General features: G+C 65.9%; 32 protein-coding genes. 8 read left to right on the top strand and 24 right to left on the bottom strand.

From position 1 onward, the window contains the following. The 3 genes from tagH to ABIS05_RS01965 are packed head-to-tail and all read left to right on the top strand — an operon-like array spanning position 1 to position 2,757. Positions 1-1,590 carry a type VI secretion system-associated FHA domain protein TagH gene (gene tagH, locus ABIS05_RS01975; protein WP_348010336.1) on the top strand — a complete coding sequence of 530 codons (1,590 nt, stop codon included), beginning with the start codon at positions 1-3 and terminating at the stop codon, positions 1,588-1,590. A gap of 9 nt (positions 1,591-1,599) precedes the next feature. Beyond that, positions 1,600-2,358: a protein phosphatase 2C domain-containing protein gene (locus tag ABIS05_RS01970; RefSeq protein WP_348063205.1), complete on the top strand. Its 759-nt coding sequence runs from the start codon at positions 1,600-1,602 to the stop codon at positions 2,356-2,358. Between the two features lie 12 nt (positions 2,359-2,370). After that, on the top strand, positions 2,371-2,757 hold the full coding sequence (locus ABIS05_RS01965) for a DUF4280 domain-containing protein (protein ID WP_348010334.1): 387 nt from the start codon (positions 2,371-2,373) through the stop codon (positions 2,755-2,757). Positions 2,758-2,858: 101 nt separating this feature from the next. Here the strand turns inward: ABIS05_RS01965 and ABIS05_RS01960 are convergent, their stop codons facing one another. Then, positions 2,859-3,401 carry an OmpA family protein gene (locus tag ABIS05_RS01960; protein ID WP_348010333.1) on the bottom strand — a complete coding sequence of 181 codons (543 nt, stop codon included), beginning with the start codon at positions 3,399-3,401 and terminating at the stop codon, positions 2,859-2,861. A gap of 264 nt (positions 3,402-3,665) precedes the next feature. Here ABIS05_RS01960 and tssK point away from each other — a divergent pair, with 264 nt between their 5' ends. From tssK to ABIS05_RS01935, 5 genes are all read left to right on the top strand, one after another. Then, on the top strand, positions 3,666-5,000 hold the full coding sequence (tssK, locus tag ABIS05_RS01955) for a type VI secretion system baseplate subunit TssK (RefSeq protein WP_348010332.1): 1,335 nt from the start codon (positions 3,666-3,668) through the stop codon (positions 4,998-5,000). A gap of 172 nt (positions 5,001-5,172) precedes the next feature. Continuing rightward, entirely contained in the window at positions 5,173-6,477 is a 1,305-nt protein-coding gene (tssL, locus tag ABIS05_RS01950; protein ID WP_348010331.1) for a type VI secretion system protein TssL, long form, read from the top strand. A gap of 4 nt (positions 6,478-6,481) precedes the next feature. After that, on the top strand, positions 6,482-10,021 hold the full coding sequence (gene tssM / locus ABIS05_RS01945; protein WP_348010330.1) for a type VI secretion system membrane subunit TssM: 3,540 nt from the start codon (positions 6,482-6,484) through the stop codon (positions 10,019-10,021). Continuing rightward, positions 10,018-10,719 (top strand): type VI secretion system-associated protein TagF, encoded by a 702-nt coding sequence (gene tagF / locus ABIS05_RS01940; RefSeq protein ID WP_348010329.1) that lies wholly within the window; start codon positions 10,018-10,020, stop codon positions 10,717-10,719. The genes tssM and tagF overlap by 4 nt, the downstream gene beginning before the upstream one ends. Beyond that, on the top strand, positions 10,716-12,647 hold the full coding sequence (locus ABIS05_RS01935) for a serine/threonine-protein kinase (protein ID WP_348010328.1): 1,932 nt from the start codon (positions 10,716-10,718) through the stop codon (positions 12,645-12,647). Before tagF ends, ABIS05_RS01935 begins: the two co-directional genes overlap by 4 nt. A 72-nt stretch (positions 12,648-12,719) precedes the next feature. On the opposite strand, the gene rplQ is transcribed toward ABIS05_RS01935, so the two are convergent. The 23 genes from rplQ to rplV all read right to left on the bottom strand — a co-directional run. After that, on the bottom strand, positions 12,720-13,109 hold the full coding sequence (rplQ, locus tag ABIS05_RS01930; protein ID WP_348010327.1) for a 50S ribosomal protein L17: 390 nt from the start codon (positions 13,107-13,109) through the stop codon (positions 12,720-12,722). 150 nt (positions 13,110-13,259) lie between these two features. Next, positions 13,260-14,249, bottom strand: coding sequence for a DNA-directed RNA polymerase subunit alpha (locus ABIS05_RS01925; protein WP_348010326.1), 990 nt, complete (start codon positions 14,247-14,249; stop codon positions 13,260-13,262). A gap of 142 nt (positions 14,250-14,391) precedes the next feature. Continuing rightward, positions 14,392-15,015 carry a 30S ribosomal protein S4 gene (gene rpsD, locus ABIS05_RS01920; protein WP_348010325.1) on the bottom strand — a complete coding sequence of 208 codons (624 nt, stop codon included), beginning with the start codon at positions 15,013-15,015 and terminating at the stop codon, positions 14,392-14,394. A gap of 252 nt (positions 15,016-15,267) precedes the next feature. Then, a complete protein-coding gene (gene rpsK, locus ABIS05_RS01915) occupies positions 15,268-15,672 on the bottom strand; it encodes a 30S ribosomal protein S11 (RefSeq protein WP_348010324.1) in 405 nt (134 codons plus the stop codon). A 26-nt stretch (positions 15,673-15,698) separates the two neighbouring features. Next, positions 15,699-16,064: a 30S ribosomal protein S13 gene (gene rpsM / locus ABIS05_RS01910; RefSeq protein WP_348010323.1), complete on the bottom strand. Its 366-nt coding sequence runs from the start codon at positions 16,062-16,064 to the stop codon at positions 15,699-15,701. A gap of 34 nt (positions 16,065-16,098) precedes the next feature. Then, entirely contained in the window at positions 16,099-16,212 is a 114-nt protein-coding gene (gene rpmJ / locus ABIS05_RS01905; RefSeq protein ID WP_056194202.1) for a 50S ribosomal protein L36, read from the bottom strand. A gap of 114 nt (positions 16,213-16,326) precedes the next feature. After that, positions 16,327-17,637, bottom strand: a complete 1,311-nt coding sequence (gene secY, locus ABIS05_RS01900) for a preprotein translocase subunit SecY (RefSeq protein WP_348010322.1) — start codon at positions 17,635-17,637, stop codon at positions 16,327-16,329. 19 nt (positions 17,638-17,656) lie between these two features. Beyond that, complete coding sequence (rplO, locus tag ABIS05_RS01895; protein WP_348010321.1) at positions 17,657-18,088, bottom strand: 50S ribosomal protein L15; 432 nt, start codon at positions 18,086-18,088, stop codon at positions 17,657-17,659. A gap of 25 nt (positions 18,089-18,113) precedes the next feature. Continuing rightward, positions 18,114-18,296, bottom strand: a complete 183-nt coding sequence (gene rpmD / locus ABIS05_RS01890) for a 50S ribosomal protein L30 (RefSeq protein WP_056194210.1) — start codon at positions 18,294-18,296, stop codon at positions 18,114-18,116. A gap of 20 nt (positions 18,297-18,316) precedes the next feature. After that, a complete protein-coding gene (gene rpsE, locus ABIS05_RS01885; RefSeq protein ID WP_348010320.1) occupies positions 18,317-18,838 on the bottom strand; it encodes a 30S ribosomal protein S5 in 522 nt (173 codons plus the stop codon). 18 nt (positions 18,839-18,856) lie between these two features. Next, positions 18,857-19,216: a 50S ribosomal protein L18 gene (gene rplR / locus ABIS05_RS01880; RefSeq protein ID WP_348010319.1), complete on the bottom strand. Its 360-nt coding sequence runs from the start codon at positions 19,214-19,216 to the stop codon at positions 18,857-18,859. A gap of 11 nt (positions 19,217-19,227) precedes the next feature. After that, positions 19,228-19,761: a 50S ribosomal protein L6 gene (rplF, locus tag ABIS05_RS01875; RefSeq protein WP_348010318.1), complete on the bottom strand. Its 534-nt coding sequence runs from the start codon at positions 19,759-19,761 to the stop codon at positions 19,228-19,230. A 20-nt stretch (positions 19,762-19,781) separates the two neighbouring features. After that, positions 19,782-20,177: a 30S ribosomal protein S8 gene (gene rpsH, locus ABIS05_RS01870; protein WP_348010317.1), complete on the bottom strand. Its 396-nt coding sequence runs from the start codon at positions 20,175-20,177 to the stop codon at positions 19,782-19,784. Between the two features lie 24 nt (positions 20,178-20,201). After that, positions 20,202-20,507, bottom strand: a complete 306-nt coding sequence (gene rpsN / locus ABIS05_RS01865; RefSeq protein ID WP_348010316.1) for a 30S ribosomal protein S14 — start codon at positions 20,505-20,507, stop codon at positions 20,202-20,204. Positions 20,508-20,515: 8 nt separating this feature from the next. Beyond that, positions 20,516-21,055, bottom strand: coding sequence for a 50S ribosomal protein L5 (gene rplE / locus ABIS05_RS01860; protein ID WP_348010315.1), 540 nt, complete (start codon positions 21,053-21,055; stop codon positions 20,516-20,518). 10 nt (positions 21,056-21,065) lie between these two features. Next, positions 21,066-21,380: a 50S ribosomal protein L24 gene (gene rplX, locus ABIS05_RS01855; RefSeq protein WP_348010314.1), complete on the bottom strand. Its 315-nt coding sequence runs from the start codon at positions 21,378-21,380 to the stop codon at positions 21,066-21,068. A gap of 23 nt (positions 21,381-21,403) precedes the next feature. Beyond that, complete coding sequence (gene rplN, locus ABIS05_RS01850; RefSeq protein WP_056194233.1) at positions 21,404-21,772, bottom strand: 50S ribosomal protein L14; 369 nt, start codon at positions 21,770-21,772, stop codon at positions 21,404-21,406. Between the two features lie 246 nt (positions 21,773-22,018). Then, complete coding sequence (locus ABIS05_RS01845) at positions 22,019-22,528, bottom strand: peroxiredoxin (protein ID WP_348010313.1); 510 nt, start codon at positions 22,526-22,528, stop codon at positions 22,019-22,021. A gap of 93 nt (positions 22,529-22,621) precedes the next feature. Then, positions 22,622-22,909, bottom strand: a complete 288-nt coding sequence (gene rpsQ, locus ABIS05_RS01840) for a 30S ribosomal protein S17 (protein WP_348010312.1) — start codon at positions 22,907-22,909, stop codon at positions 22,622-22,624. Beyond that, complete coding sequence (gene rpmC, locus ABIS05_RS01835; protein WP_348010311.1) at positions 22,906-23,106, bottom strand: 50S ribosomal protein L29; 201 nt, start codon at positions 23,104-23,106, stop codon at positions 22,906-22,908. The genes rpsQ and rpmC overlap by 4 nt, the downstream gene beginning before the upstream one ends. Positions 23,107-23,116: 10 nt before the next feature. After that, entirely contained in the window at positions 23,117-23,533 is a 417-nt protein-coding gene (gene rplP, locus ABIS05_RS01830; RefSeq protein ID WP_348010310.1) for a 50S ribosomal protein L16, read from the bottom strand. Between the two features lie 2 nt (positions 23,534-23,535). Further along, on the bottom strand, positions 23,536-24,399 hold the full coding sequence (rpsC, locus tag ABIS05_RS01825) for a 30S ribosomal protein S3 (RefSeq protein WP_348010309.1): 864 nt from the start codon (positions 24,397-24,399) through the stop codon (positions 23,536-23,538). Between the two features lie 16 nt (positions 24,400-24,415). Beyond that, a partial coding sequence (gene rplV / locus ABIS05_RS01820; protein ID WP_348010308.1) for a 50S ribosomal protein L22 occupies positions 24,416-24,610 on the bottom strand: 195 nt, incomplete at its 5' end.

Below are 24,610 nucleotides of genomic sequence, written 5' to 3'. Positions count from 1 at the left end.
ATGATCGTGCTGTGCGTGAGCAGCTACAACGGCGCATCGACCGAGCCGCGCGAAGCCAGCTTCGACGAACTGGGCGGCACCATCGGCCGTGCCGCCACCAACCAGCTGGTGCTGCCCGACCCTGACCGCACCATCTCGCGCGTGCATGCGCAGGTCGTGCTGCGCAACGGCGCCTTCGTCGTCATCGACCGCGGCAGCAATGCGATCAGCATCAATGGCGTGCCGCTCGGCAACGGCCGCGAGGCCCCGCTCAAGCCGGGCGACAAGCTCGACATCGGCGGCTATGTCATCCAGGTGCAGAAGGGCCACCAGACGGTCGCGGTCGATCCCTTCGGCGACCTCTTCGGCGCCGCCTCGCGCCCCCCAGCGCCTCGCGCTCCAACGCCGGCCCCGGTCCTGGCGCCCCCGCCGACGGTGCACAAGTCTGCCCCCGCAGCCTCCAGCGCCATTCCTGCCGACTGGGACCCCTTCGCCCCCGAGGTGCACACCAGCGCCCCCGGGCTGGAACTGATGGTCTCCACGCCGAGCGACCCGTTCGGGCTGGGCGGCCCGGCGCAGTCGCCGATGTCCAGCGGGCCGTCACTGGACGACCTGTTCGGGCTCGGCCCCATCGGCAGCGCGCCGTCAGACCCGCTGGGCATCCTGAGCGCCGCGCCGCCTGCGGCCAACACGGCCGCAGACAGCGACCCACTGCGTGCACTGATGCAACAGCCCGTGCGCGCACCGCAGGTGCTGCCGGCTGATGTCGTATCGGACCTGCACCTGCCCTGGCAGGCCGCCTCCATGACCCCGCCGTCCGTCCCCGCGCCGCCCGCGCCTTCCGGCGCCGTGCTGTCGTGGGACGAGTCCATGCTCGACAACAAGGTCATCACGCTGCCGGATGTGCGTCATCTCGATGGCGAGCCGGCCGCCGCCACCGCTGCAATCCGCGCGCCACAGCCAGCGCCGGCGCGGCCCGCCGCCCCCGCCGGCGACACCACCGCCCTGCTCGACGCGCTGATGACCGGCCTGGGCCTGCCCACCACGCCGCTGCAGACGCTGACGCCGGCGACGATGCAGCTCGTCGGCGAGCTACTGCGCGAGTCCACGCGTGGCGCCGTCGAGCTGCTGCGCGCGCGCGCCGCGCTCAAGCAGGAGGTGCGGGCCGAGGTGACGATGATCGTCACGCAGGGCAACAACCCGCTCAAGTTCTCGCCCAACGTCGACACGGCGCTCAACCACCTGCTCGGGCCCACGGCGCCCGGCTTTATGACGCCGGCCCGCGCGATGCGCGACGCCTTCGACGACCTGCGCGCCCATGAAATCGGCGTCATGGCCGGCATGCGCGCCGCGCTGGACGGCGTGCTCGCCCGCTTCGACCCGCAAACGCTGGACAGCACCATCACCAAGCGCGGCGCACTGGCCTCGCTGCTGCCCGGCTCGCGCAAGGCCCAGCTCTGGGAGCAGTTCCAGCAGCTCTACACCCAGCTCTCGCGCGAGGCGGAGGACGACTTCCATGCGCTGTTCGGCAAGGCCTTCCTGAAAGCCTACGAAGCCCAGCTGATCGCGCTGGACGCCGAGCCCGGGCCGGCGCCCTCACCCCGTCGCTGAGGCACCACGATGCTGGCCATGGAAGTCGCCATCCTGTCCGAACCCGGCGGGCGCAAGACCAACGAAGACGCCTGCGGCCACTGGCATTCCAAGCGCCATCTCTGCTGTGTGCTGGCCGATGGCGCCGGCGGCCATGGCGGCGGCGATGTGGCCTCGCGCCTGGCGGTGCAACACCTGCTCGCCGCCGTCCAGGCGCACCCGGACGACTGCGGCAGCCAGCTCGCCGAGCTCGTGCGGCAGACCAACCAGACCATCATCGACCGCCGCCAGGCTGGCACCCGCATGGCCGACATGCACAGCACCGTCGTGTGCCTGGTGGTCGACTTCATGGAGCACCGGGCCTACTGGTCGCATGCCGGTGACTCTCGGCTTTACTGGTTCCGCAACGGCCGGCTCAATGGCCGCACGCTCGATCACAGCCTGGTGCAGGGCCTCGTGGAAGTGGGCCTGGTGGAGGCCGACGCGCTGCGCCACCATCCCAAGCGCAGCGAACTGCGCTCGGCCTTGGGCGCCCGGCCCGATGAACTCGACGTCAGCACCCTGCCCGGCCCGGCCGAAGTGGCGGCGGGCGACTGCTTCCTGCTCTGCAGCGACGGCCTGTGGGAGAACCTCGACGACCGCGACCTGCAGGCCACGCTGGCCAACTCGCCCTCGCCGCGCGCCTGGCTCGATGAACTGCGCCGCGTCGTCATGGTGGCCACGCAAGGCAAACCCGGGCACGACAACTTCAGCGCGATAGCCCTGTGGCTGAGTCAACCCAACCTCTGAACGGAGACTGCGATGCCGAACCAATGTTGCATGGGCGCCGTCATGAAGTGCAGCATGGGCGCAGCGCCAAGCAGCCTGATGCCCACGCCCAAACCCATCATGACCAGCAACAAGATTGCGGCCAACATCATGGACCACGCGCCCATGGTCAACATCCTGCCGTTCGGCGTGTGCAAGAGCCTGGCCAACCCGATGGTGGCCGGCGCGACGGCCGCCGCCAGCGGCGTGCTGACCCCCATGCCGTGCATCCCCAACACGCCGGCGCCGTGGATTCCCGGCGCGCCGACCGTGCTGGTAGCCAACTTTCCGGCGCTGGACGACACCTGCAAATTGATGTGCCTGTGGGCCGGCGTCATCGAGTTCTCCAATGCCGGGCAGGCCACTCACCAGATTCCCTGAAACGCAAAGCCTCGCCCGAGAGGCTTGGCGTTCGGCGCAGCCAAACGACAACGCCGCCCGAAGGCGGCGCTGCAAGGGGCCAGGGGCCGTATAGCTCAGGCTCAGGGAGGGGCCTGGCGGCCGATCTCGACGCGGCGGTTCTCGGCGGCAAAGGGGTCGCTCTTCACCTTGGGCTCGCTTGCGCCAAGACCGACTGCCACCAGCATGCCGTCCTCGGCGCCCTTGGCCACCAGATAGTGCTTGACCTCTTCGGCGCGCTTTTGCGACAGCGCCTGGTTGGCCTCGCTGGCGCCCGAAGCGTCGGCGTGGCCTTCGATGCGCACCGTCTTGCCACTGCCGCGCTTGGTGGCGAGGGCCTCGGCAAATACGTCGAGCTGCTTGCGCAGGCCGTCGGGGATTTCCGCCGAGCCGACCTTGAAGGCCAGCGCGGGCAGGGAGAAGCGTACAGCGGGCTTGAAGCCCATGCACTTGAAGCCGGCCGCGACCAACTGCTCGCAGGCGTCTTCGGGGAACAACCCTTCCTTGACGGCACCGACGCTCGGCAGGGCATTGCCAACTTCAACGGTTTCTTGCGCCTGCAGGGCACCGCCGGCGAGCAAGCCAGCGGCCAGGACAAACAGCGGCAGGGGACGGCGAACAAACATGGCGAACTCCCGATCAAACACGACCAGTCACCACAGAATCGGGCAACCCAGCCACACCACAGTCGCAATGAATGGCGAAGCGTGTGCACAAATCATAGCCCTCAGAACGCCCGCGTGACACCCTCAAATGTGCGTATCCGGGATCGGCCCTCTGTCGCGGCGACACAGGCGGCGTGTATCGTTCGCGCCAATGCCTACCGTCATGGTGAGCCGCATCAATGAACCGCCCATCAGCCCAGAGACCCAGCCTTTGCCTCCAACAACATGACCCGGCATAACAGAGTGATGTGGACGGAGGGGATGTTCCTGCAACCCCAGCATTTCCAGCAGCAGGAACGCTTCCTCTCCCGGCAGCTGGACGCCCGGCTGGCCAACACCAGCCTGCATCCCGAGGGCTTTGCGACGCTGCAGATCGACCAGCCAGCCTTGCTGCAGGGTCAATTGGCGCTGACCGGCGCCACCGGCGTCATGCGCGACGGCTTGGCATTTGCGATGCCCGACGACGAGCCGGCGCCCCCGGCGCTGGACATCCCTACCGACACCCGCGACGAGTTGGTGCTGCTGGCCATCGCGCGGTCCGAGCCCGGCGTCGTGGAAAGCGATGTCGAAGGCGAGCAGACCGGCATGCCGCCGCGCTACCGCGCGCTGGAGCTGTCCGTGGCCGACGGCCACGCTCGCAAGCTGAGCGAGGCGCCAATCCAGATTGGCCGCCTCAACCTGCGGCTGGTGCTGGAGAGCCGCGCCGGCAATGGCTTCGTGGGCCTGGGCGTGGCGCGCATCGTCGAGCGCCGCGCGGACGGCCGCGTCGTGCTGGATACGCGCTACATCCCGCCGATGCTGCAGGTCAGCGAGCAGGTGGTGCTGGAGGGCTGGCTGCGCGAGGTGCTGGGCATGCTGCACCAGCGCGGCGAGGCGCTGGCCGCGCGGCTGGCCCAACCGGGCCGGGCAGGCGTGGGCGAGATCGCCGACTTCCTGCTGCTGCAGACCGTCAACCGCCACGAACCGCTGTTCGACCACGCGCGCCAACTGCGCCCGCTGCACCCGGAGCGGCTGTACGCGATGTGCCTGGCGCTGGCCGGCGAGCTGGCCTGCTTTCGCGACCGCAAGCGCCCGCCGACCTTTCCGGCCTACGCCCACCACGACCTGGCGGGCTGTTTCGAGCCGTTGCTGGCCGACATTCGCCAGTCGCTGTCCATGGTCATGGAGCAGTCGGCCATCCCCATCGAGCTGCAGGACCGCAAGTACGGCGTGCGCGTGGCCATCATTGCCGACGCGGAGCTGCGCCGCAGCGCCAGCTTCGTGCTCGCGGTCAATGCGCAGATGCCGGGCGACGCCGTCCGTGCGCGCTTCCCCACTCAGGTCAAGATCGGCCCGGCCGAGAAGATCCGCGACCTGGTGAACCTGCAGTTGCCGGGCGTCACGCTGCGACCGATGCCGGTGGCGCCGCGCCAGATTCCTTACCACGCCGGCTTCAACTACTTCGAGCTGGAGACGCGCGGCAACGAGATGTGGAAGCAGCTCGAAAACTCCGGCGGCCTGGCGATGCACATCGCCGGCGAGTTTCCCGGGCTCGAACTCGAGCTCTGGGCGATCAGATGAGGCCCCTCGCCCAGTCTTGCCTCGCTGAACGCGGGCAAGCCCGGTCGGTCCCCCGCGAGGACGGCGATGCTCGCGGCATCGAGCCGCAAGCACATCGCCAAGCGGGCCGGCTCGGGAGCGGCCCAGCGCTCGGCCCGAAATACCCCGCCTGGACAACTGAGAGACCTGGCACATGAACGAGAACGACCCCTTCTCGGCGTTCGAGCAGGAGCGCACCATCATCAAGCCCGGTGCCGGGCGTGCGGCATCCGCGACGACGCAAGCCCAAGCCCCCTCGCCTGCGGCCCAGGCCGCTGCGGCGCTGCCCGATGACCTGCCGCTGCCGCAAGGCCTGAACCCGCTGCTGCAGCTGGCCGGCCCACTGCTGTCGACCGCGAGCCAGCTGCGCGCAATGCCGCAGCACCCCAACCCCTCGGGGCTGCGCGCGGCGCTGATCGAATCGGTCAAGCGCTTCGAGCGCCAGGCGCAGGCGCGCGGGCTGCCGCAAGAGCATGTGATGGCGTCGCGCTACATCCTGTGCAGCTACATCGACGAATGCGCCTCCAGCACGCCCTGGGGCGGCTCGGGCGCCTGGTCCAGCCAGAGCCTGCTGGTGCATTTCCATAACGAGAGCTGGGGCGGCGAGAAGGTCTTCCAGCTGCTCGGCAAGCTGGCCGAGAACGTTGCAGCCCAGCGCCCGTTGCTGGAGCTGCTGCAGGTGGTGCTGGCCCTGGGCTTCGAAGGCCGCTACCGCGTGCTCGACAACGGCCGCGCGCAGCTCGACAGCGTGGCCGAGCGCCTGGCCAGCCTGCTGCGCGAACAGGCCGGGCCGCCGCTGCGCGAGCTGTCGCCGCAGTGGCGCGGTGTCGCGCTGCGGCAGGCCAAGCTGGCCGACGGCCTGCCACTGTGGGTGCTGGCCGCGCTGGCTGGCGGCCTGCTGCTGCTGGTGTTCATCGCGCTGCGGCTGTCGCTGCATGCCCGCACGGACGCCACCTTCGACGCGCTGCAGGCCATGGACGTGCGCGCAGCCACGCAGCTGACGCCCCCGCCTCCGCCACCTGCGGCCACACCGCGCCTGGCCGCGCTTCTGCAGGCGGCAATCGCACGCGGCGCCGTGCAGGTACAGGACCTGGCGGACAAGTCCATCGTGACCATCGCCGGCGACGGCTTCTTCGAGCCCGGCAGCGCCGAAGTCGCCAGTGCGGTGAAGCCGCTGCTGGCCGAGATCGCGGCGGCGCTGGCGCAATTGCCGGGGGCGGTCACGGTCACCGGCCACACCGACAACCAGCCGATCCGCTCGCTGCGCTTCCCGTCCAACTTCGACCTGTCACGCGAGCGCGCCGAGGCGGTGCGCCAGTTGCTGCTGCCCACGCTGACCGGGCAGCGCCTGCGCGCCGAGGGCGTGGCAGACAGCCGCCCCGTCGCCGACAACGCCACGCCGGCCGGTCGCGCACGCAACCGCCGCGTCGAAATCACGCTGGCCGTCCAAGACAACTAAAGCCATGAATCGAATCGTCTCCAAGCTGCTCGGCCCTGTGGTGCTGGGCACGTTGGCCGTGCTGGTGCTGTCGGCCCTGGTGTGGTGGGTCGGCCCGCTGATCGGCATCGGCGACAGCCGCCCGCTGGACCCGACCTGGGTGCGCGTGCTGGTGCTGGCCCTGCTCTGGCTGGGCTGGATCGGTCGACTCGTCTGGAAGGCCTGGCGGCGCAAGCGCACCAATGCCGCGCTGATCCAGGGCATGAGCGGCGGTGCGGCCGCTGGCGACCGCGAGGCGCAGGTGCTGGCCGAGCGTTTTGCCGAAGCGATGACGCGCTTGAAGGGCGCGTCGGGCCACTCGCTGCTACAGCCGGGCGCCTACCTCTACGAGCTGCCCTGGTACATGTTCATCGGCGCGCCGGGTTCGGGCAAGACGACGGCGCTGATGAACGCCGGCCTGCAGTTCCTGCTCGGCGACGGCAAGCAAGGCGCCGAGCTGCGCGGCGTGGGCGGCACGCGCAACTGCGACTGGTGGTTCACGAGTGAGGCCGTGCTCATCGACACCGCCGGGCGTTACACGCTCCAGGAGTCCGACGAGAAGGTCGACGCCCAGGCCTGGGACAGCTTCCTGGGTCTGCTGAAGAAGACCCGTCCGCGCCAGCCCATCAACGGCGTGCTGCTGACCGTCAACGTGCAGGACCTGCTGCAGCAAGGCGCGCCCGAACGCGCCCAGCACGCGGCCAAGTTGCGCGAGCGCCTGCACGAGCTGCAGACCAAGCTGGGCGTGCGCGCGCCGGTCTATGTGTTGGTCACCAAGGTCGACCTGATCGCCGGCTTCAACGAGAACTTCGCCGACCTGCCCAAGGAAGAGCGCGACCAGGTCTGGGGCTTCACGCTGCCTTGGCAGGACGGCGCCACGGCCGACGTGACGAGCGCCTTCGACACCGGCTATGCCGGCCTGGAGCAACGCCTGGGCGAGCGCATGCCCGAGCGCATGCTGGCCACGCGCGACCCGCAGCGGCGTGCAGCGGCCTTCGGCTTCCACCAGGAGTTCGCTGCGCTGCGCGGGCCGCTGCGCGAGTTCCTGGCGACCGTGTTCGCCTCCGGCGGCAGCCTGCAGGCCACGCCGCCGGTGCGCGGCGTCTACTTCACGAGCGGCACGCAAGAGGGCACACCCATCGACCGTGTCATGGGCGCACTCGGCCGCAGCTTCGGCCTGACGCGCCGTACGTCCGCCAGCCTGGCCGGCCAGGGGCGCAGCTACTTCCTGCTGCAGTTGCTACACGACCTCGTCTTCGTCGAGCGTGGCCTGGGTGTCTGGAACGCGGGCGCCGAGCGTCGTCGCCAGGTGCTGTACTGGTCGGGCGCGGCGGTGATTGCCGCGCTGTCGGCGGTGCTGCTGGTCGGCTGGGCCGTCAGCTACACGCGCAACCAGAACTACGCCGACGACGTCGCCGTCGGCCTGCCCAAGGTGCAGCAGGCACTCGCTGCGGTGCCGCCGGCGCCGCAGGGCGATGTGACGGTCGCGCTGACCGCGCTGACCGAAGCCCGTGCCGCCGCCGCGCCCGAGGGTTTCCCGGTGACCCAGCCGCCCGCGCTGGCCACCTTCGGGCTTTATCAGGGCAACAAGCTCGATGCCGGCGCCCGCCTGGGCTACGAACGCGCCCTGCCGCACGCGTTGGCCCCGCGCATCGCCGCCCGCCTGCTCGAGCGCCTGCGCGCTGCCAGCAAGGACAACCTCGAGAACGCCTACGAGGCGCTCAAGTCCTACCTGATGCTGTACTCGCCGAACCACTTCGACGCCGATGGCCTGCGCGCCTGGATCGGCAGCGACTGGGACCAGCAGTACGCCCGCAGCCTGACCGCCGAGCAGCGCCAGGCGCTGGATGCCCACCTCGACGCGCTGCTCGCGCTGGGCGCCCCGCCGGCCATCGCGCCCATGGACCAGACGCTGGTCGGCAGCGTGCGCGAGATGCTCGTCGCCTACCCGCTGGAGTACCGCGTCTTCAGCCGCCTCAAGCGCCAGAGCCGGGGCGGCGATGCGCCGGAGTTCTCGGTGGCTTCGGCCGCCGGGCCGGACGCCGCCAAGGTCTTCACCCGCGCCAGTGGCGAGCCGCTGACGCGCGGCATCCCGGGCCTGTACACACGTGACGGCTACCGGCGCAGCTTCCAGTCCTCGCTCGCTCTGGTAGGCGCCAAGCTGGCCAGCGAGGAGAGCTGGGTGCTGGGCGTGCCGGCGGACGCCGCACGCCAGAAGGATGCGCTGCTGGGCGACCAGCTCAACAACCGCGTGCGCCGGCTCTTCCTGGAGGAGTACATCAAGGTCTGGGACAAATACCTGGCCGACGTGAAGCTGGTGCCGCTGGGCGGCCTGGCCGGCAGCATCGAGGCCTCGCGCCTGCTCGCCTCGCCGGACTCGCCGCTGACCAAGCTGACCCGGCGCGTGGCCGAGGAAACCACGCTGGTGCCGGCCCCAGCGGCGGCCGCCACGGGCCTTGCCGGTGCTGCTGCGGCATTGAACGACAAGGTGAATCAGGCCAAGGCCGATGCGGCCCGGCTGTCCGACGGCGGCGCCGCCCCGGCGGCAGCGGGCGGCGTGGCGGTGGAGCAGATGGTCGACGACCACTTTGCCAACTACCGGCGCCTCGTCACGGGCTCACCCGCACCCATCGACGACACGCGCAAGCTCTTCGAGGAGTTGAACCTGCAGCTCGTGGCCATCGACGCGGCGCAAAAGAGCAAGGCGCCGCCTCCCGCTGGCGGAGGTGGTGGCGCCAAGCTGAAGGCGGCTGCCGGCCAGCAGCCCGACTTGATCCGCGGCGTGCTCGAAACGCTGGCCGATGCCGGCGAGCGCCAGGGCCGCAATGCCGAGCGCGATCTGCTGACGGCCGAGCTGCGGCCTATCACCGAGTTCTGCCAGCGCGCCATCGCCAACCGCTATCCGTTCGCGCCCAACTCGCGCGCCGACGTGCTGCCCGAGGACTTCGGCCAGCTGTTCGGCAACGGCGGCATGCTGGACGACTTCTTCCAGCGCCGCCTGCAGCCCCTCGTCGACACCGGCACGGCGACCTGGAGCTACAAGCCGCTGCCCGATGGCAGCCGGCCACCCGCGTCTGCGGCGCTGGTCGAGTTCCAGCGCGCGGCGCGCATCCGCGAGGTGTTCTTCCGCAGCGGCGGCAAGGCAGCAGGCTTTCGCGTCGACATCCGCCCCGGCGAACTGGCCGACGGCCTGAAGGACCTGAGCCTGGACATCGACGGCCAGCACACGGTCTTCACGCCGGGCGGCGCTGCTACCACGGTCACTTGGCCGAGCACGCGCGTGGCCTCGCAGATCAAGCTGAACACGACGCCGGCTCTCGCCGCGCCGTTGGTGTTCGAAGGTCCCTGGGCCTTGTTCCGGCTGTTTGAGCGCTTTGAGGTGCAGCCCGGCGCCCAGCCCGAGAAGTTCAGCGTGCTGCTCAACCTGGAGGGCCGCCGCGCCCGCCTGGACGTGACGGCGGCCAGCGTCTTCAACCCCTTCCGGCTGCGGGAGATCTCGCAGTTCCGCTGCCCGGGGGCGATGTGAGCAAGGTCATCGCCGGCTGGCACGGCAAGCTGCCCAGCCTGGGCGACTTTGCCTCGCGCCGGTTGGAGCCCGACTTCGTGAATGTCTGGGATGGCTGGCTGGCCGCCGGCCTCGCCAGGCTGCAGCAGCAGGCGCCCGACACCTGGCTGCACCACTACCTGGCCTGCCCGGCCTGGCGCTTCGTGCTGATGCCCGGCCTGCTGCCTGCGCCGTTCGGACATCAAGCCTATGCCGGCGTGCTGATGCCCTCGGTGGATCGCATCGGCCGCTACTTTCCGCTTACCTTGATTGCCCCTCTGGTCGAGACGCCGCGCACGGACACCGAACTACGCGCGCTGCTGAGCTGGCTGCACGACCTCGATGACCTCGCCGCCGACGCGCTGCAGGACGACTGGTCCATCGACCGGCTGGAAGCGGAGCTGTCGCAATGCCCGCGCCCCGGCTGGGACGTGCCAAGCCCCCTGACCCAACTGCTGCCCACGGCCACGGCGGTGTCCACCCATGCGGCGGCCGGCGCCGAAGCCATCGTCGCGCTGATCGCCGACGGACAGGCCCAAGCCTGGCGCAACGCCGCCGCCGGCCATGCCTTCTGGTGGGCCGACGGTGAATCCGGCGAGCGCCGCCTTCTGACCACCCGCGGCCTGCCCCAAACTGACGACATGCGGCTGCTGTTCGGCGCCGCGCCCGCCCGCTCATGACCGCCTCCGACGACGATCTGCCGACGCAGATCCAGCCCAGCCCCGCCCCCTTCGACAAGACGCAGCGGGCGACCCCACCGGCACCGGTTGCAAGCAGCGCCGCAGCCCTCGGCGACGGCAACTCCCTACCCATCGGCACCCGGCTGGCCGAGTTCGAGCTGACCCGCATGCTGGGCGAAGGCGGCTTCGGCATCGTCTATCTCTCGATGGACCATTCCCTGCATCGCAAGGTCGCGCTGAAGGAATACATGCCCTCGCAGCTGGCCTCGCGCGGCACGGGCACCAACGTCAGCGTCAAGGCGGAGCGCTACCGGGACACCTTCGAGGCTGGGCTGAAGAGCTTCATCAACGAAGCCCGCCTGCTGGCCCAGTTCGACCACCCGGCACTCGTCAAGGTCTACCGCTTCTGGGAGGCCAACGGCACCGCCTACATGGTCATGCCCTTCTACGAGGGTCTCACCCTCAAGGACACGCTGAAGGCCCTGCCCGCGCCGCCCGACGAGGCCTGGCTGCGCGGCCTGCTGCTGCCCCTGGCCGAGGCGCTGAAGGTCATTCACACCGAGCACTGCTACCACCGCGACATCGCGCCCGACAACATCATCCTGCTCGGCTCGCACACGCGGCCGCTGCTGCTCGACTTCGGCGCCGCGCGCCGCGTCATCAGCGACATGACGCAGGCGCTCACGGTCATCCTCAAGCCCGGCTACGCGCCGCTGGAGCAGTACGCCGAAGTGCCGCACATGAAGCAGGGGCCGTGGACCGACATCTACGCGCTCGCCGCCGTCGTCTACTTCGCCATCACACGCCGCACGCCGCCGCCCTCCGTGGGCCGCATGATGGGCGACACCTATGTGCCGCTGCGCCAGCTGGCCGCGGGCCAGTACAGCGAGAGCTTCCTGCACGCCATCGACCGCGCGCTGTCCGTCAAACCCGAAGACCGGCCGCAGAGCGTCGCGCAGCTGATTGCCGAACTGGATCAACCGCTGCCGCCCACCGCCGCTTTGCTGCCCGATGACTTCGGCCTAGACGACGACAGGACCATCATCCGGCCCGTCCGCGCCGGTGCTCCGATGCCACCGCCGCAGACCGCCGCATCGCCCGCTGCTGCGCCGCGAATCGCCCAGCCCGTCGCCGGACCGATACCCGCGCCTGCACCCACCGCCGTGGCGGCACCGGCACGCACGTCGTCCCGCACGCCGCTCTTCGTCGGCGCAGGGGCGCTGGGGCTGGTGACGCTGGGCGTGGTGGCCTATCTGTCATTGACGTCGACACCGGCCAAGCGCAGCGCACCCGAGCTGACTCCACCGGTGCTTGCCCAGCCGTCAGCGCCGATGCCCAGCGGCGCTGAAAATACGCTCGCCACGCCCGCGCCAACGCCACCTGCGCCGACACCTGCAGCCGCAGTGACCAGCATCGACCCTGGCGCCGACTTCGAGCGCATCCTGGCCGGCCAAAGCGCGGGCTTCAAGGTCGACGTCGCTGCCAAGAAGACGCGGCTGCGCATCGGCCATGACCAGCTCTCGTTCACCATCCGCTCCGAGCGCGACGGCTACTACCATGTGCTGGCGCTGGGCCCAGACGGCTCGCTGATCCAGCTGATGCCAAACGCCGTGCTGAAACAGCACCGCATCAAGGCCGGCGAGACCGTGACGCTGCCCGGCCCGGCCATGCCGATGGACGTCAGCGCACCGGCAGGCGCCGAGCAGCTGCTGGTGATCGTGTCCGCCACGCCACGGAGTCTGTCTGCGCTCACGATTGGCGTGGACAGCGGCCTGACCGAACTGGCCGTTGGCGCCAAGGCCGCCGGCATGCTGGGTGACCAGGCCGGTCGCCAGCCCGCCTATCTGGGCAAGCCCGTCTGCCCAGCCAGCGGCGACTGCGGCCAGGACTACGGCGCCGCCAAGCTGGTCTTCGACATCGTGCCCTGAAGGCCTTGTCGGAAAACACGGGCGTGAAAAAGCCCGCTCGAAGCGGGCTTGCCAGATCAGCGTGGGCTGAACTTATTCGACGGTTTCGCCAGCGGTCTCGCCTTCGGCGCGATCCACCAGTTCAACGAAGGCCATCGGCGCGTTATCGCCAACGCGGAAGCCCATCTTCAGGATGCGGGTGTAGCCGCCCGGACGAGCGGCGAAGCGCGGGCCCAGTTCGTTGAAGAGCTTGCTGACGATGTCGCGGTCGCGCAGGCGGTCAAACGCCAGGCGGCGGTTGGCCAGCGTGGGAACCTTGGCGAGCGTGATGAGGGGCTCAACAACGCGGCGCAGTTCCTTGGCCTTGGGGACCGTGGTCTTGATGGCTTCGTGCTGCAGCAGCGAGACGCACATATTGCGCAGCATCGCCAGGCGATGGGAGCTGGTGCGGTTGAGTTTACGGAGGCCGTTACGGTGACGCATGGTGCTATTCCTTTTTCACTTTGTTGATACCAGCAGCCGTGTCAGGTACTGCCGGGTGCACGATCAAACGCGCAAAGTTTGAACTTCATCGCGTTTGTCATCCGATGACGGCTTTCAGGCCGTCTCATTTTTGTGTTGGAGCGAAGCGGATTAACGCTTGTCCAGGCCTTGCGGCGGCCAGTTTTCCAGGCGGGCGCCCAGAGTCAGGCCGCGCGAAGCCAGCACTTCCTTGATTTCGTTGAGCGACTTGCGACCCAGATTCGGGGTCTTCAGCAGCTCGGTCTCGGTGCGCTGGATCAGGTCGCCGATGTAGTAGATGTTTTCGGCCTTGAGGCAGTTGGCCGAACGCACCGTCAGTTCGAGCTCGTCGACCGGACGCAGCAGGATCGGATCGAAGCTGCTGGAGCGCTGGGCCGGCGCATCGAAGGCGTCGACCAGGTCGGTGCCTTGCAGTTGCGCGAACACGGCAAGCTGCTCAACCAGGATCTTGGCCGAAGCACGGATCGCTTCCTCGGGCGAGATGGCGCCGTTGGTTTCGATTTCCATGACCAGCTTGTCCAGGTCGGTACGCTGCTCGACGCGAGCGTTTTCGACGGCGTAGCTGACACGCTTGACGGGCGCGAACGATGCGTCGAGGACGATGCGGCCGATGCTCTTGGTCGGCTCGTCGCCGAAGCGGCGCATCGTGCCAGGCACGTAGCCACGGCCCTTCTCGACCTTGATCTGCATGTCCAGCTTGCCGCCTTGCGACAGGTGGGCAATGACGTGCTCGGGATTGATGATCTCGACGTCGTGCGGCGTCTGGATGTCAGCTGCGGTGACGGGGCCTTCGCCTTCCTTGCGCAGGACGAGGGTCACTTCTTCACGGTTGTGCAAGCGGAAGACGACGCCCTTGAGGTTCAACATGATGTGAACCACGTCCTCTTGCACGCCGTCGATAGCCGAGTACTCGTGGAGCACGCCGGCAATCGTCACTTCAGTCGGCGCATAACCCACCATCGACGAGAGCAGCACACGGCGCAGGGCGTTGCCCAGGGTGTGACCGTAGCCGCGTTCGAACGGCTCCAGCGTGACCTTGGCGCGATGACCGCCCAGGGGCTCCACGTTGATGGATTTGGGTTTGAGCAAATTGGTTTGCATGAGGTCTTTCTTTCAATACCCTCGGTTCGTTACACCGATAAGGCTGAGGACCAGCCGGGCAGAGCCTTCGAAGGGCAGAGGCGCCCGGACGAGGAAACGCCGGCCGCGCCCTTTTTCGAGGCGCGGCCGGCGGGGGAAAACATTAACGCGAGTACAACTCGACGATCAGCGATTCGTTGATCTCGGCGCCGAACTCGTCGCGGTCAGGAGCCTTCTTGAAGACGCCTTCCAGCTTCGTGCCGTCGACCGTGACCCAAGCCGGCAGGCCGATGGAATCAGCGAGCTTGAACGACTCAGTCACACGCAGCTGCTTCTTGGCCTTGTCACGCACGGCGACAGCGTCACCCGCCTTGACCATGTAGGAAGCGATGTTGACCACTTCGCCATTCACCGTGACACCCTTGTGCGAAACCAGCTGACGGGCTTCTGCGCGGGTAGAGCCGAAGCCCATGCGGTAAACGACGTTGTCCAGGCGCGATTCCAGCAGTTGCAGCAGGTTCACGCCGGTCGAGCCCTTGCGGCGCTCGGCCTCGGCGAAGTAGCGGCGGAACTGACGCTCCAGCACGCCGTACATGCGCTTGACCTTCTGCTTTTCACGCAGTTGCAGACCGAAGTCGGACGTGCGCTGGCCAGAAGTGCGGCCATGCTGGCCGGGCTTGCTGTCGAACTTGACCTTGTCGCTGATGGCGCGGCGGGCGCTCTTCAGGTAGAGGTCGGTGCCTTCACGGCGGGAAAGTTTGCCCTTGGGGCCGAGGTAACGTGCCACTTTGCGTGTCCTTGTTCAATCTGACGCAGGGTGCCGTCGCTTCTATGACGGGTTCCTGCGCGAGTCCAGCCGGTGTTTTTATGGGCTTGGACGGTGGGCTTATGAGCAACCCCGCAATGAGGTCAACTCAAGACTGAAGCCGGCGCAGCACTAAAGTGCCCGCCGGCTCCGGGAAAACGCGCGATTATCGCACTGTCATCCGCTTCTGCAATATCTCTGTCACCTGAGGGTGAACGAGTTCAGTTGCAGGAATTAGATGCGACGACGCTTCTGCGGACGGCAGCCGTTGTGCGGCACTGGCGTCACGTCAGAGATCGAGTTGATGCGGATGCCGAGGGCAGCCAGGGCGCGCACCGATGACTCGCGACCGGGGCCGGGGCCCTTGATCTTGACGTCGAGGTTCTTGATGCCCTGCTCTTGAGCAGCGCGGCCAGCCACTTCAGCCGCCACCTGAGCTGCAAAGGGGGTCGACTTGCGCGAGCCCTTGAAGCCTTGACCACCCGACGAAGCCCAGGAGAGGGCGCCGCCTTGACGGTCGGTGATGGTGATGATCGTGTTGTTGAACGACGCGTGGACGTGCGCAATGCCGTCAGCAACGTTCTTGCGGACCTTCTTGCGAACCCGCTGTGCCGCCGCGTTATTAGGAGCCTTTGCCATATTGACCTTCTTTCAGTTCGGGCAGCTTACTTCTTGCCGGTCGCAGCCGACTTGCGCGGACCCTTGCGGGTGCGGGCATTCGTACGGGTGCGTTGACCGCGCATCGGCAGGCCACGGCGGTGACGGAAACCGCGGTAGCAACCGAGATCCATCAGGCGCTTGATGTTGATGGACTGCTCGCGGCGCAGATCGCCTTCGATGGTCAACTTGTTGACCTCGTCGCGGATCTTTTCGAGATCGCCGTCGTTCAGGTCCTTGACCTTCTTGTCGAACGGAATGCCGCAGTTGTTGCAGATCTGCTGAGCGGTCGTACGGCCAATGCCGTAGATCGAGGTCAGGCCGATCTCAGTGTGCTTTTGCGGCGGAATGTTGATACCAGCAATACGTGCCATGGTTGTCCTCTAGTCCTGTCGTGCGAGCCGAGGCTCAGCCTTGGCGCTGCTTGTGGCGCGGGTCGGTGCAGATCACACGCACCACACCCTTGCGGCGGATGATCTTGCAATTGCGGCACATCTGCTTTACGGATGCCGAAACTTTCATGGTGTGCTCCTTGGCCTAACTTCTTTTGCGCTCACACGCTTTCCCGGGGGTTCAAACAGCTCACTTCGCCCGGAACACGATGCGAGCACGACTTAACCGTGCACAGCTTGGCCCTCAATTGGGCTTGAAGCTGGCCTTCTTCAGCAGTGACTCGTACTGCTGACTCATGATGTAGCTTTGCACTTGTGCCCAAAAGTCCATCGTGACGACCACGATGATCAACAGGGAAGTGCCCCCGAAGTAGAACGGAACGTTGTACTTCAGCGTCAGGAACTCAGGCAACAGACAGACCAGCGTGATGTAGATCGCACCAGCCAGTGTCAGTCGCGACAGGATCTTGTCGATGTGCCTGGCGGTCTGCTCACCCGGACGAATGCCCGGAATGAACGCGCCACTCTTCTTCAGGTTGTCCGCCGTCTCACGGCTGTTGAAGACCAGCGCCGTATAGAAGAAGCAGAAGAAGATGATGGCCGTGGCATACAACAGCACATAGATCGGCTGGCCCGGCGCCACCATGCCTGCCAAATCCTTCAGCCAGCGAAGGCCGTCACCCGTCGCAAACCAACTCACCACCGTGGTCGGCAGCAGGATGATGGACGAAGCGAAGATCTGCGGGATCACGCCCGACATATTGAGCTTCAGCGGCAGGTGCGACGACTGGCCGCCATAGACCTTGTTGCCGACCTGGCGCTTGGCATAATTCACCAGGATCTTGCGCTGACCGCGCTCGACATAGACGACGGCGTACGTCACCGCGACGATCAAGCCAATCACGATAAACGCCGAACCGTAGCCCATTGCACCCGTACGCACCAGCTCGAACAGCCCACCAACGGCGCCAGGCAAGCCCGCCGCGATACCGGCAAAGATCAGGATCGAGATGCCGTTACCAAGCCCGCGCTCCGTGATCTGCTCACCCAGCCACATCAGGAACATCGTGCCGGCCACCAAGCTGGACACCGCCGTCAGGCGGAAACCGAAACCGGGGCTCAACACCAAGCCAGCGGAACCTTCAAGTGCCAGGGCAATGGAGAGACTCTGGAACAGCGCAAGACCAAGCGTGGCATAGCGTGTGTACTGAGTGATCTTGCGACGGCCCGCCTCGCCTTCCTTCTTCAGCTGCTCCAGCGTCGGGACCACATAGGTCATCAACTGCAGCACGATGGAAGCCGAGATGTACGGCGTGATGCCCAACGCGAACACGGTGAAGCGCGAAAGCGCCCCGCCCGAGAACATGTTGAACAAGCTCAGGATGCCACCGGCCTGGCCTTTGAAGAACTGCTGCAGCTGGACAGGATCGATACCGGGCACGGGGATATGCGCCCCGATGCGGTAGACGACCATGGCCAGCAGCAGGAAGACAAGCCGACGACGCAGGTCGCCGAACTTGCCGCTCTTGGCCAGCTGATTCGCGTTGGTTGCCACGCTGGATCAGTTCCCTTGACTAGGCGACCGAACCGCCCGCCGCCTCGATGGCCGCCTTGGCGCCCTTCGTGACGTTCACGCCCTTCAGCGTGACCTTGCGCTCAATGGCGCCGGACAGAATGACCTTGACCGACTTGGCCAGGTGAGGCACCAGGCCGACAGCCTTCAGCGTCGACACGTCGATCTCTTCGCCAGCCAGACCTTGTAGGTCGGACAGGTTGATCTCGACGCTGTACTTCAGCGTGAGCGACTTGAAGCCACGCTTGGGCAGGCGACGCTGCAGCGGCATCTGGCCGCCTTCGAAGCCGACCTTGTGGTAGCCACCAGCGCGGGACTTCTGGCCTTTGTGGCCGCGACCTGCGGTCTTGCCGATGCCCGAGCCAATGCCACGGCCGACACGGCGCTTGGCATGCTTGGAGCCCTCTGCGGGCTTGATCGTGTTGAGTTCCATCGTCTTGTCCTCTTGTGTGCCGTGCTTAAAGCACCTGCACCAGATAGGCGATCTTGTTGATCATGCCGCGCACTGCGGGCGTGTCTTCAAGGGTGCTTTGGCTGTTCAGCCGACGCAGACCCAGGCCGACCACGGTGGCACGGTGCGAGGCGCGGCAGCCGATGGGGCTACGCACCAGCTTGACCGTCACGGTTTTTTTGTCAGACATCTTGTGCTCCGCTGTGGCGATCAGTTGAAGATTTCTTCAACCGTCTTGCCGCGCTTGGCCGCGACCGAGGCCGGCGTGGTGGAACGCTTCAGAGCGTCCAGCGTCGCGCGGACCATGTTGTACGGGTTGGTCGAACCGTGGCTCTTGGTCACGATGTCGGTCACGCCCATCACTTCGAAGACAGCACGCATCGGGCCGCCAGCGATCACGCCGGTACCGGCAGGTGCCGGCGCCATGATGACGTGAGCCGCGCCGTGCTCACCCACCACGTTGTGGTGGATGGTGCCGTTCTTCAGGCTGACCTTGACCATGTTGCGGCGAGCCGACTCCATGGCCTTCTGCACCGCAACCGGCACTTCCTTGGCCTTGCCCTTGCCCATGCCGATGCGGCCATCACCGTCGCCGACCACGGTCAAAGCAGCGAAGGACAGCGTACGACCACCCTTGACGACCTTGGTGACGCGGTTGACCGCGATCATCTTTTCCTTCAGGCCGTCGTCGTTGGCTTCAGCCTGCGCGCCGCGGGGTTGAAATTTTGCCATTTCGTATTCCTTGATGCGTCAGAACTGCAGACCGGCTTCGCGGGCTGCTTCGGCCAGGGCCTTGACACGGCCGTGGTAGGCGAAACCCGAGCGGTCGAACGCGACCTTCTCGACGCCGGCAGCCTTGGCCTTCTCGGCGATCAGCTTGCCCACAAGAGTGGCAGCGGCGACGTTCCCGCCGTTGCTGCCCAGCTGTTCGCGGACCGACTTCTCGGCCGTCGAAGCTGCAGCCAACACCTGGCCGCCGTCGTCCGAAACGACTTGGGCGTAGATATGCAGGTTGGAGCGGAACACCGTCAAACGGGCCACGCGCTGGATCGCAATGCGAACGCGGGTCTGGCGCGAACGACGCAGGCGTTGTTCTTTTTTGGTCATCATGGCGCTGCTCCTTACTTCTTCTTGGTCTCTTTGAGGGAGACCTTCTCGTCCGAGTAACGGATGCCCTTGCCCTTGTAGGGCTCGGGCGGACGGAAGGCACGCACCTCGGCGGCGATCTGGCCGACCACCTGGCGGTCAGCGCCCTTGATGATGATTTCGGTCTGCGTCGGGCACTCGACCTTGATACCAGCCGGCATGTCCTTCACCACGGGGTGAGAGAAACCGATCTGCAGGTTGAGCTTCTGACCCTGGGCCTGAGCGCGGAAACCCACGCCGACCAGGTTCAGCTTCTTCTCGAAGCCCTTGCTGACGCCGTTGACCATGTTGGCCACCAACGCTCGGAACGTGCCGCTCATCGCATCGGCTTCCGTCGATTCGTTGGCGGGAACGAAGCTCAGCTTGCCAGCCTCATTCTTGACGGTGACGAGCTTGTTGGCTTGGCGCACCAGCGTGCCGAGCGAACCCTTGACGCTGATCGACTCAGCGGACACGGTCACATCGACGCCTTGCGGGACGGTGACCGGCATTTTTCCTACGCGGGACATTGCTTGTCTCTCTTTCTCGCTTAGGCGACGTAGCAGAGCACTTCGCCACCGATACCGGCAGCGCGGGCCTTGCGGTCCGTCATCACACCTTGCGGGGTGGTGACGATCGCGACACCCAGGCCATTCATGACCTGGGGAATGTCGTGGCGGCCCTTGTAGATGCGCAGGCCGGGACGGCTCACGCGCTCGATACGTTCGATGACCGGACGGCCAGCGTAGTACTTCAGCGAAATTTCCAACTCGGGGCGAGTTGCCTCGCCGCGGACGGCGAATTCATCGATATAGCCTTCGTCCTTCAGGACCTTGGCGATAGCGACCTTCAGCTTCGACGACGGCATGACGACACTGGGCTTCTCAACGATTTGTGCGTTGCGAATCCGGGTCAGCATATCGGCGATAGGATCACTCATGCTCATTGCGATTTCTCCTAATCGAGCCGATTACCAGCTGGCCTTGACGACACCAGGGATGTCGCCCTTGAACGCCAGCTCACGGATCTTGTTACGGCCCAGGCCGAACTTGCGGAAGGTGCCGCGCGGGCGACCCGTCAGCTCGCAGCGGTTGCGCAGGCGAGTGGGGTAAGCGTTGCGGGGGAACTTTTGCAGTTCCAGGCGAGCGGCATAACGCTCTTCATCCGACTTCTTGCTGTCGTCGATGATGGCCTTCAGCTCTGCGTACTTCTTCGCGAACTTGGCGACGAGTGCTTCGCGCTTCAGTTCACGTTGCTTGATGGAAGTTTTAGCCACAGATCACCTCAGTTCTTGAACGGGAACTTGAACGCAGCCAGGAGAGCCTTGGCTTCGTCGTCCGTCTTGGCGGAAGTCGTGATGCTGATGTTCAGACCACGCAGAGCATCCACCTTGTCGTATTCGATCTCGGGGAAGATGATCTGTTCTTTGACGCCGATGTTGTAGTTACCACGGCCGTCGAACGAGCGGCCCGAGATACCCCGGAAGTCACGAACACGCGGCAATGCGATCGTCACGAAACGATCCAGGAACTCATACATCTGGACGCCGCGCAGAGTCACCATCGCGCCGATGGGAACCGCGTCACGGATTTTGAAGCCGGCAATTGCCTTCTTCGACTTCGTGACAACAGGCTTCTGGCCGGCGATCTTGGTCAGGTCGCCCACAGCGTGGTCCATGACCTTCTTGTCGGCGACGGCCTCGCTCACACCCATGTTGAGCGTGATCTTGGTGATGCGTGGCACCTCCATGACCGACTTGTAGCCGAACTTTTCGACCAGGCCGGGCACGATGGTTTCGCGGTAATGCGTTTGAAGACGAGCCATGTCGGACCTCTTAAACCTTGATCTCTGCGCCGGTCGACTTGAACACGCGCACCCGCTTGCCGTCGACGAGCTTGACGCCCACACGATCAGCCTTGCCGGAAGCAGCGTTGAAGATCGCCACGTTGGATTGATGGATGGGCATGGTCTTGTCGACAACGCCGCCGGTGGTGCCCTTCATGGGATTGGGCTTGACGTGCTTCTTGACGACGTTGATACCGTCAATCAGAACGTGGTCGACGTCGGTGCGTGCGGACACCGTGCCGCGCTTACCCTTGTCGCGACCGGTCAACACAATGACCTGGTCGCCTGTACGAATCTTGTTCATGGCTTACCTCAGACAGTGGGGGCTCAAAGCACCTCGGGCGCCAGCGACACGATCTTCATGAAGCGCTCAGTACGCAGTTCACGCGTCACCGGGCCGAAGATGCGGGTGCCGATCGGCTCCAGCTTGGCATTGAGCAGCACGGCGGCATTGCCGTCGAACTTGACGAGCGAGCCGTCCTGGCGGCGAACGCCCTTGGCGGTACGAACCACCACGGCGCTATAGACCTCGCCCTTTTTCACGCGACCACGCGGAGCAGCTTCTTTGATGCTGACCTTGATGATGTCGCCAATGTGCGCGTAACGGCGCTTGGAGCCGCCCAGCACCTTGATGCACTGAACGGACTTCGCACCAGTGTTGTCCGCGACATCAAGCCGCGATTGCATTTGGATCATGTCTGTCCCCAACTTGCCCCGAGTTGCAGCGCCCTTTCGGGGGTTGCGCGTCGGTCAGTCTTGGGCCCGTAAGTCAGTCAGCTTGGCGGCTCACGCCACTTGCTGCCCAACGGTTGAGGGCGGATCCGAAGCCAGCTTAGGGCACCTGCGTAGCGGGTAGCACTGGCGTTCGGCGAAGCTTTGCATTATGCATCGAGGAACTCGCGCCCGTCAATGCCTTCACGCAAGATTTTCTGTGACTCAGCTTCAGGCTGCCTCGGCCTGGGTCAGCATCGTCGCCGCGTCGCTGACTTCGAACTTGCCTGGCCCCTCGACATTGAGCGTCTTGACGACACCATCCTTGACGAGCATCGAATATCGCTGCGAGCGCACGCCCATGCCCTTGGCGGTTAGGTCCAGCGTCAGGCCGGCAGCCTGGGCGAACAGAGCGCTGCCATCGGCCATCATGCGCACCTTGCCACCGGTCTTCTGGTCGCGCCCCCAGGCGCCCATCACGAAGGCGTCGTTGACCGACACGCACCAGATCTCGTCCACGCCAGCGGCCTTCAGCGCCTCGGCGGACTCGACGTAGCCAGGCACATGCTTGGCCGAGCAAGTCGGCGTGTAGGCGCCGGGCAGCGCGAAGATGGCGACGGTCTTGCCGGCCGTGGCCTTCTCGATGTCGAAGCTGTTGGGGCCGAGCGTGCAGCCTTCGCCCTCGACTTCGATGAATTCCTGCAGGCTGCCTGCGGGCAGTTTGTCGCCAACCTTGATCATGGTGTCGCTCCTGATTGAGTGTTCTGAAAATGAAAAACCGGCGCGCCAGTTACCCAGCGCGCCGGTTGTGCAGCGGTCATGCGACCGGCGTCTTTAGACGATCTCGGCCTTCGCGACCAGGCGGGTCACGACCCAGCTCTTGGTCTTGGAGATCGGACGGCCTTCGCTGATCTCGACCACGTCGCCGTTCTTGTACTCGCCCTTTTCGTCATGGGCGTGGTACTTGCGGGAACGGGCCACGATCTTGCCGTAGAGCTCGTGCTTGGCGCGACGCTCGACCAGGACGGTGACCGTCTTGGAGCGCTTGTCGCTGACCACGCGACCGACGAGGGTGCGGGTGTTCTTCGTCACTTCAGTAACTTGGACTTGGGCCTCAGTCATTTCGTGGCCTCCTTCTTCTTCTGCGCCAGGATGGTCTTGGCACGCGCGATGTCGCGGCGGGTGTTGCCCAGTTCGCTGTGGTTGGTCAGCTGCTGGGTGGCCTTTCGCATGCGCAGGCCGAAGTGGGCCTTCAGCAGATCGGTCACTTCCTTTTCGAGGGCAGCGACGTCCTTGGCGCGGAGTTCAGTTGCTTTCATGGTGTCTTCCTCAGGTACCGACCTGGCGGGCCACGAAGGTGCAACGCAGCGGCAGCTTGGCTGCAGCCAGCGTGAACGCTTCGCGAGCCAGCAGTTCCGGCACGCCGTTGATCTCGTAGAGCACCTTGCCGGGCTGAATTTCAGCGACGTAGTACTCCGGGTTGCCCTTGCCGTTGCCCATGCGGACTTCGGCAGGCTTCTGCGAGATGGGCTTGTCCGGGAAGATGCGGATGAAGATCCGACCGCCACGCTTGATGTGGCGCGAGATCGCACGGCGAGCCGCTTCGATCTGGCGCGCCGTCAAGCGGCCACGCTCGGTGGCCTTCAGGCCGAAATCACCGAAAGACACCGCAGCGCCACGAGTCGCAACACCCGTGTTGCGGCCCTTCTGCTCTTTGCGGTACTTACGACGAGAGGGTTGCAGCATATTTATTCTCCTTTGGCCTCACCACCGGCTGCGGGGACCTTGCGGACCACGCGCTTGGCGGCGGGCTTGGCTGCGTCACCCGTGGGGGCGGCGGCAGCGGGCTGATCTGCTCCGTCACGCGGGCCACGGTCGCTACCCGGGCGGCCACGGCCACCAGGAGCGCCCGGACGGGCGTTACGGCGCGGGCGGCGATCGTCTTCGGCGCCTGCGGGGGTGTTGATGACCGGCGCATCGCCATTGGCGAGACGGTCACCGCGGTAGACCCAGACCTTGACGCCGATGACGCCGTAGGTGGTCTTGGCTTCAGAGAAGCCGTAGTCGATGTCGGCCTTCAGGGTGTGCAGGGGCACACGACCTTCGCGATACCACTCGGTGCGAGCGATTTCGATGCCGTTCAGACGACCGGCCGACATGATCTTGATGCCCTGGGCGCCCAGACGCATCGCGTTCTGCATCGCACGCTTCATGGCGCGGCGGAACATGATGCGCTTCTCGAGCTGCTGGGTGATCGAATCAGCGATCAGCTGAGCATCGACTTCAGGCTTGCGCACTTCTTCGATGTTGACGGCGACGGGCACGCCCAGACGCTTGGTCAGTTCAGCCTTCAGCGCTTCGATGTCCTCACCCTTCTTGCCGATCACGACGCCCGGACGAGCCGAGTAAATCGTGATGCGGGCGTTCTTGGCGGGGCGCTCGATCAGGATGCGCGAGACGGCGGCATTCTTGAGCTTGGCCTTCAGGTACTCACGAACGCGCAGATCTTCGGCCAGCATCGTGGCGAAGTTCTGGTTGTTCGCGTACCAGCGCGAAGCCCAGTTACGGGTGACAGGAAGGCGGAAGCCAACCGGATGGATTTTTTGTCCCATAGTCTTCTTTCAGCCTTCAGTTGCCGACCGACACGAAGATGTGGCACGTGGGCTTGCTGATGCGGTTGCCGCGGCCTTTGGCACGGGCAGAGAAACGCTTCAGCGTGGCACCTTGCTCCACATAGATCGTGGTGACCTTGAGCTCATCAATATCAGCGCCGTCGTTGTGCTCGGCGTTGGCGATGGCGCTTTCCAGCGCCTTCTTGATGAT

Source organism: Roseateles sp. (assembly GCF_039929605.1).
GTDB lineage: Bacteria > Pseudomonadota > Gammaproteobacteria > Burkholderiales > Burkholderiaceae_C > Pelomonas.
This window is presented reverse-complemented; position numbering and strand designations above follow the sequence as displayed.

What these genes read in the sequence shown, in the direction of transcription:
- ABIS05_RS01845 (WP_348010313.1), bottom strand. Translation starts at nt 22,528, where the DNA reads ATGATCAAGGTTGGCGACAAACTGCCCGCAGGCAGCCTGCAGGAATTC.
- tssL (WP_348010331.1), top strand. Translation starts at nt 5,173, where the DNA reads ATGAACGAGAACGACCCCTTCTCGGCGTTCGAGCAGGAGCGCACCATC.
- rplO (WP_348010321.1), bottom strand. Translation starts at nt 18,088, where the DNA reads ATGGAACTCAACACGATCAAGCCCGCAGAGGGCTCCAAGCATGCCAAG.
- tagH (WP_348010336.1), top strand. Translation starts at nt 1, where the DNA reads ATGATCGTGCTGTGCGTGAGCAGCTACAACGGCGCATCGACCGAGCCG.
- rpsC (WP_348010309.1), bottom strand. Translation starts at nt 24,399, where the DNA reads ATGGGACAAAAAATCCATCCGGTTGGCTTCCGCCTTCCTGTCACCCGT.
- rpmD (WP_056194210.1), bottom strand. Translation starts at nt 18,296, where the DNA reads ATGTCTGACAAAAAAACCGTGACGGTCAAGCTGGTGCGTAGCCCCATC.
- tssK (WP_348010332.1), top strand. Translation starts at nt 3,666, where the DNA reads ATGACCCGGCATAACAGAGTGATGTGGACGGAGGGGATGTTCCTGCAA.
- rplE (WP_348010315.1), bottom strand. Translation starts at nt 21,055, where the DNA reads ATGGCTCGTCTTCAAACGCATTACCGCGAAACCATCGTGCCCGGCCTG.
- ABIS05_RS01965 (WP_348010334.1), top strand. Translation starts at nt 2,371, where the DNA reads ATGCCGAACCAATGTTGCATGGGCGCCGTCATGAAGTGCAGCATGGGC.
- ABIS05_RS01960 (WP_348010333.1), bottom strand. Translation starts at nt 3,401, where the DNA reads ATGTTTGTTCGCCGTCCCCTGCCGCTGTTTGTCCTGGCCGCTGGCTTG.
- rplN (WP_056194233.1), bottom strand. Translation starts at nt 21,772, where the DNA reads ATGATCCAAATGCAATCGCGGCTTGATGTCGCGGACAACACTGGTGCG.
- rplX (WP_348010314.1), bottom strand. Translation starts at nt 21,380, where the DNA reads ATGAACAAGATTCGTACAGGCGACCAGGTCATTGTGTTGACCGGTCGC.
- tssM (WP_348010330.1), top strand. Translation starts at nt 6,482, where the DNA reads ATGAATCGAATCGTCTCCAAGCTGCTCGGCCCTGTGGTGCTGGGCACG.
- rpsK (WP_348010324.1), bottom strand. Translation starts at nt 15,672, where the DNA reads ATGGCAAAGGCTCCTAATAACGCGGCGGCACAGCGGGTTCGCAAGAAG.
- rplQ (WP_348010327.1), bottom strand. Translation starts at nt 13,109, where the DNA reads ATGCGTCACCGTAACGGCCTCCGTAAACTCAACCGCACCAGCTCCCAT.
- rpmC (WP_348010311.1), bottom strand. Translation starts at nt 23,106, where the DNA reads ATGAAAGCAACTGAACTCCGCGCCAAGGACGTCGCTGCCCTCGAAAAG.
- rpsQ (WP_348010312.1), bottom strand. Translation starts at nt 22,909, where the DNA reads ATGACTGAGGCCCAAGTCCAAGTTACTGAAGTGACGAAGAACACCCGC.
- rpsM (WP_348010323.1), bottom strand. Translation starts at nt 16,064, where the DNA reads ATGGCACGTATTGCTGGTATCAACATTCCGCCGCAAAAGCACACTGAG.
- rpsE (WP_348010320.1), bottom strand. Translation starts at nt 18,838, where the DNA reads ATGGCAAAATTTCAACCCCGCGGCGCGCAGGCTGAAGCCAACGACGAC.
- ABIS05_RS01970 (WP_348063205.1), top strand. Translation starts at nt 1,600, where the DNA reads ATGCTGGCCATGGAAGTCGCCATCCTGTCCGAACCCGGCGGGCGCAAG.
- rplP (WP_348010310.1), bottom strand. Translation starts at nt 23,533, where the DNA reads ATGCTGCAACCCTCTCGTCGTAAGTACCGCAAAGAGCAGAAGGGCCGC.
- ABIS05_RS01925 (WP_348010326.1), bottom strand. Translation starts at nt 14,249, where the DNA reads ATGCAAACCAATTTGCTCAAACCCAAATCCATCAACGTGGAGCCCCTG.
- rplF (WP_348010318.1), bottom strand. Translation starts at nt 19,761, where the DNA reads ATGTCCCGCGTAGGAAAAATGCCGGTCACCGTCCCGCAAGGCGTCGAT.
- rplR (WP_348010319.1), bottom strand. Translation starts at nt 19,216, where the DNA reads ATGATGACCAAAAAAGAACAACGCCTGCGTCGTTCGCGCCAGACCCGC.
- rpmJ (WP_056194202.1), bottom strand. Translation starts at nt 16,212, where the DNA reads ATGAAAGTTTCGGCATCCGTAAAGCAGATGTGCCGCAATTGCAAGATC.
- rpsH (WP_348010317.1), bottom strand. Translation starts at nt 20,177, where the DNA reads ATGAGCATGAGTGATCCTATCGCCGATATGCTGACCCGGATTCGCAAC.
- ABIS05_RS01935 (WP_348010328.1), top strand. Translation starts at nt 10,716, where the DNA reads ATGACCGCCTCCGACGACGATCTGCCGACGCAGATCCAGCCCAGCCCC.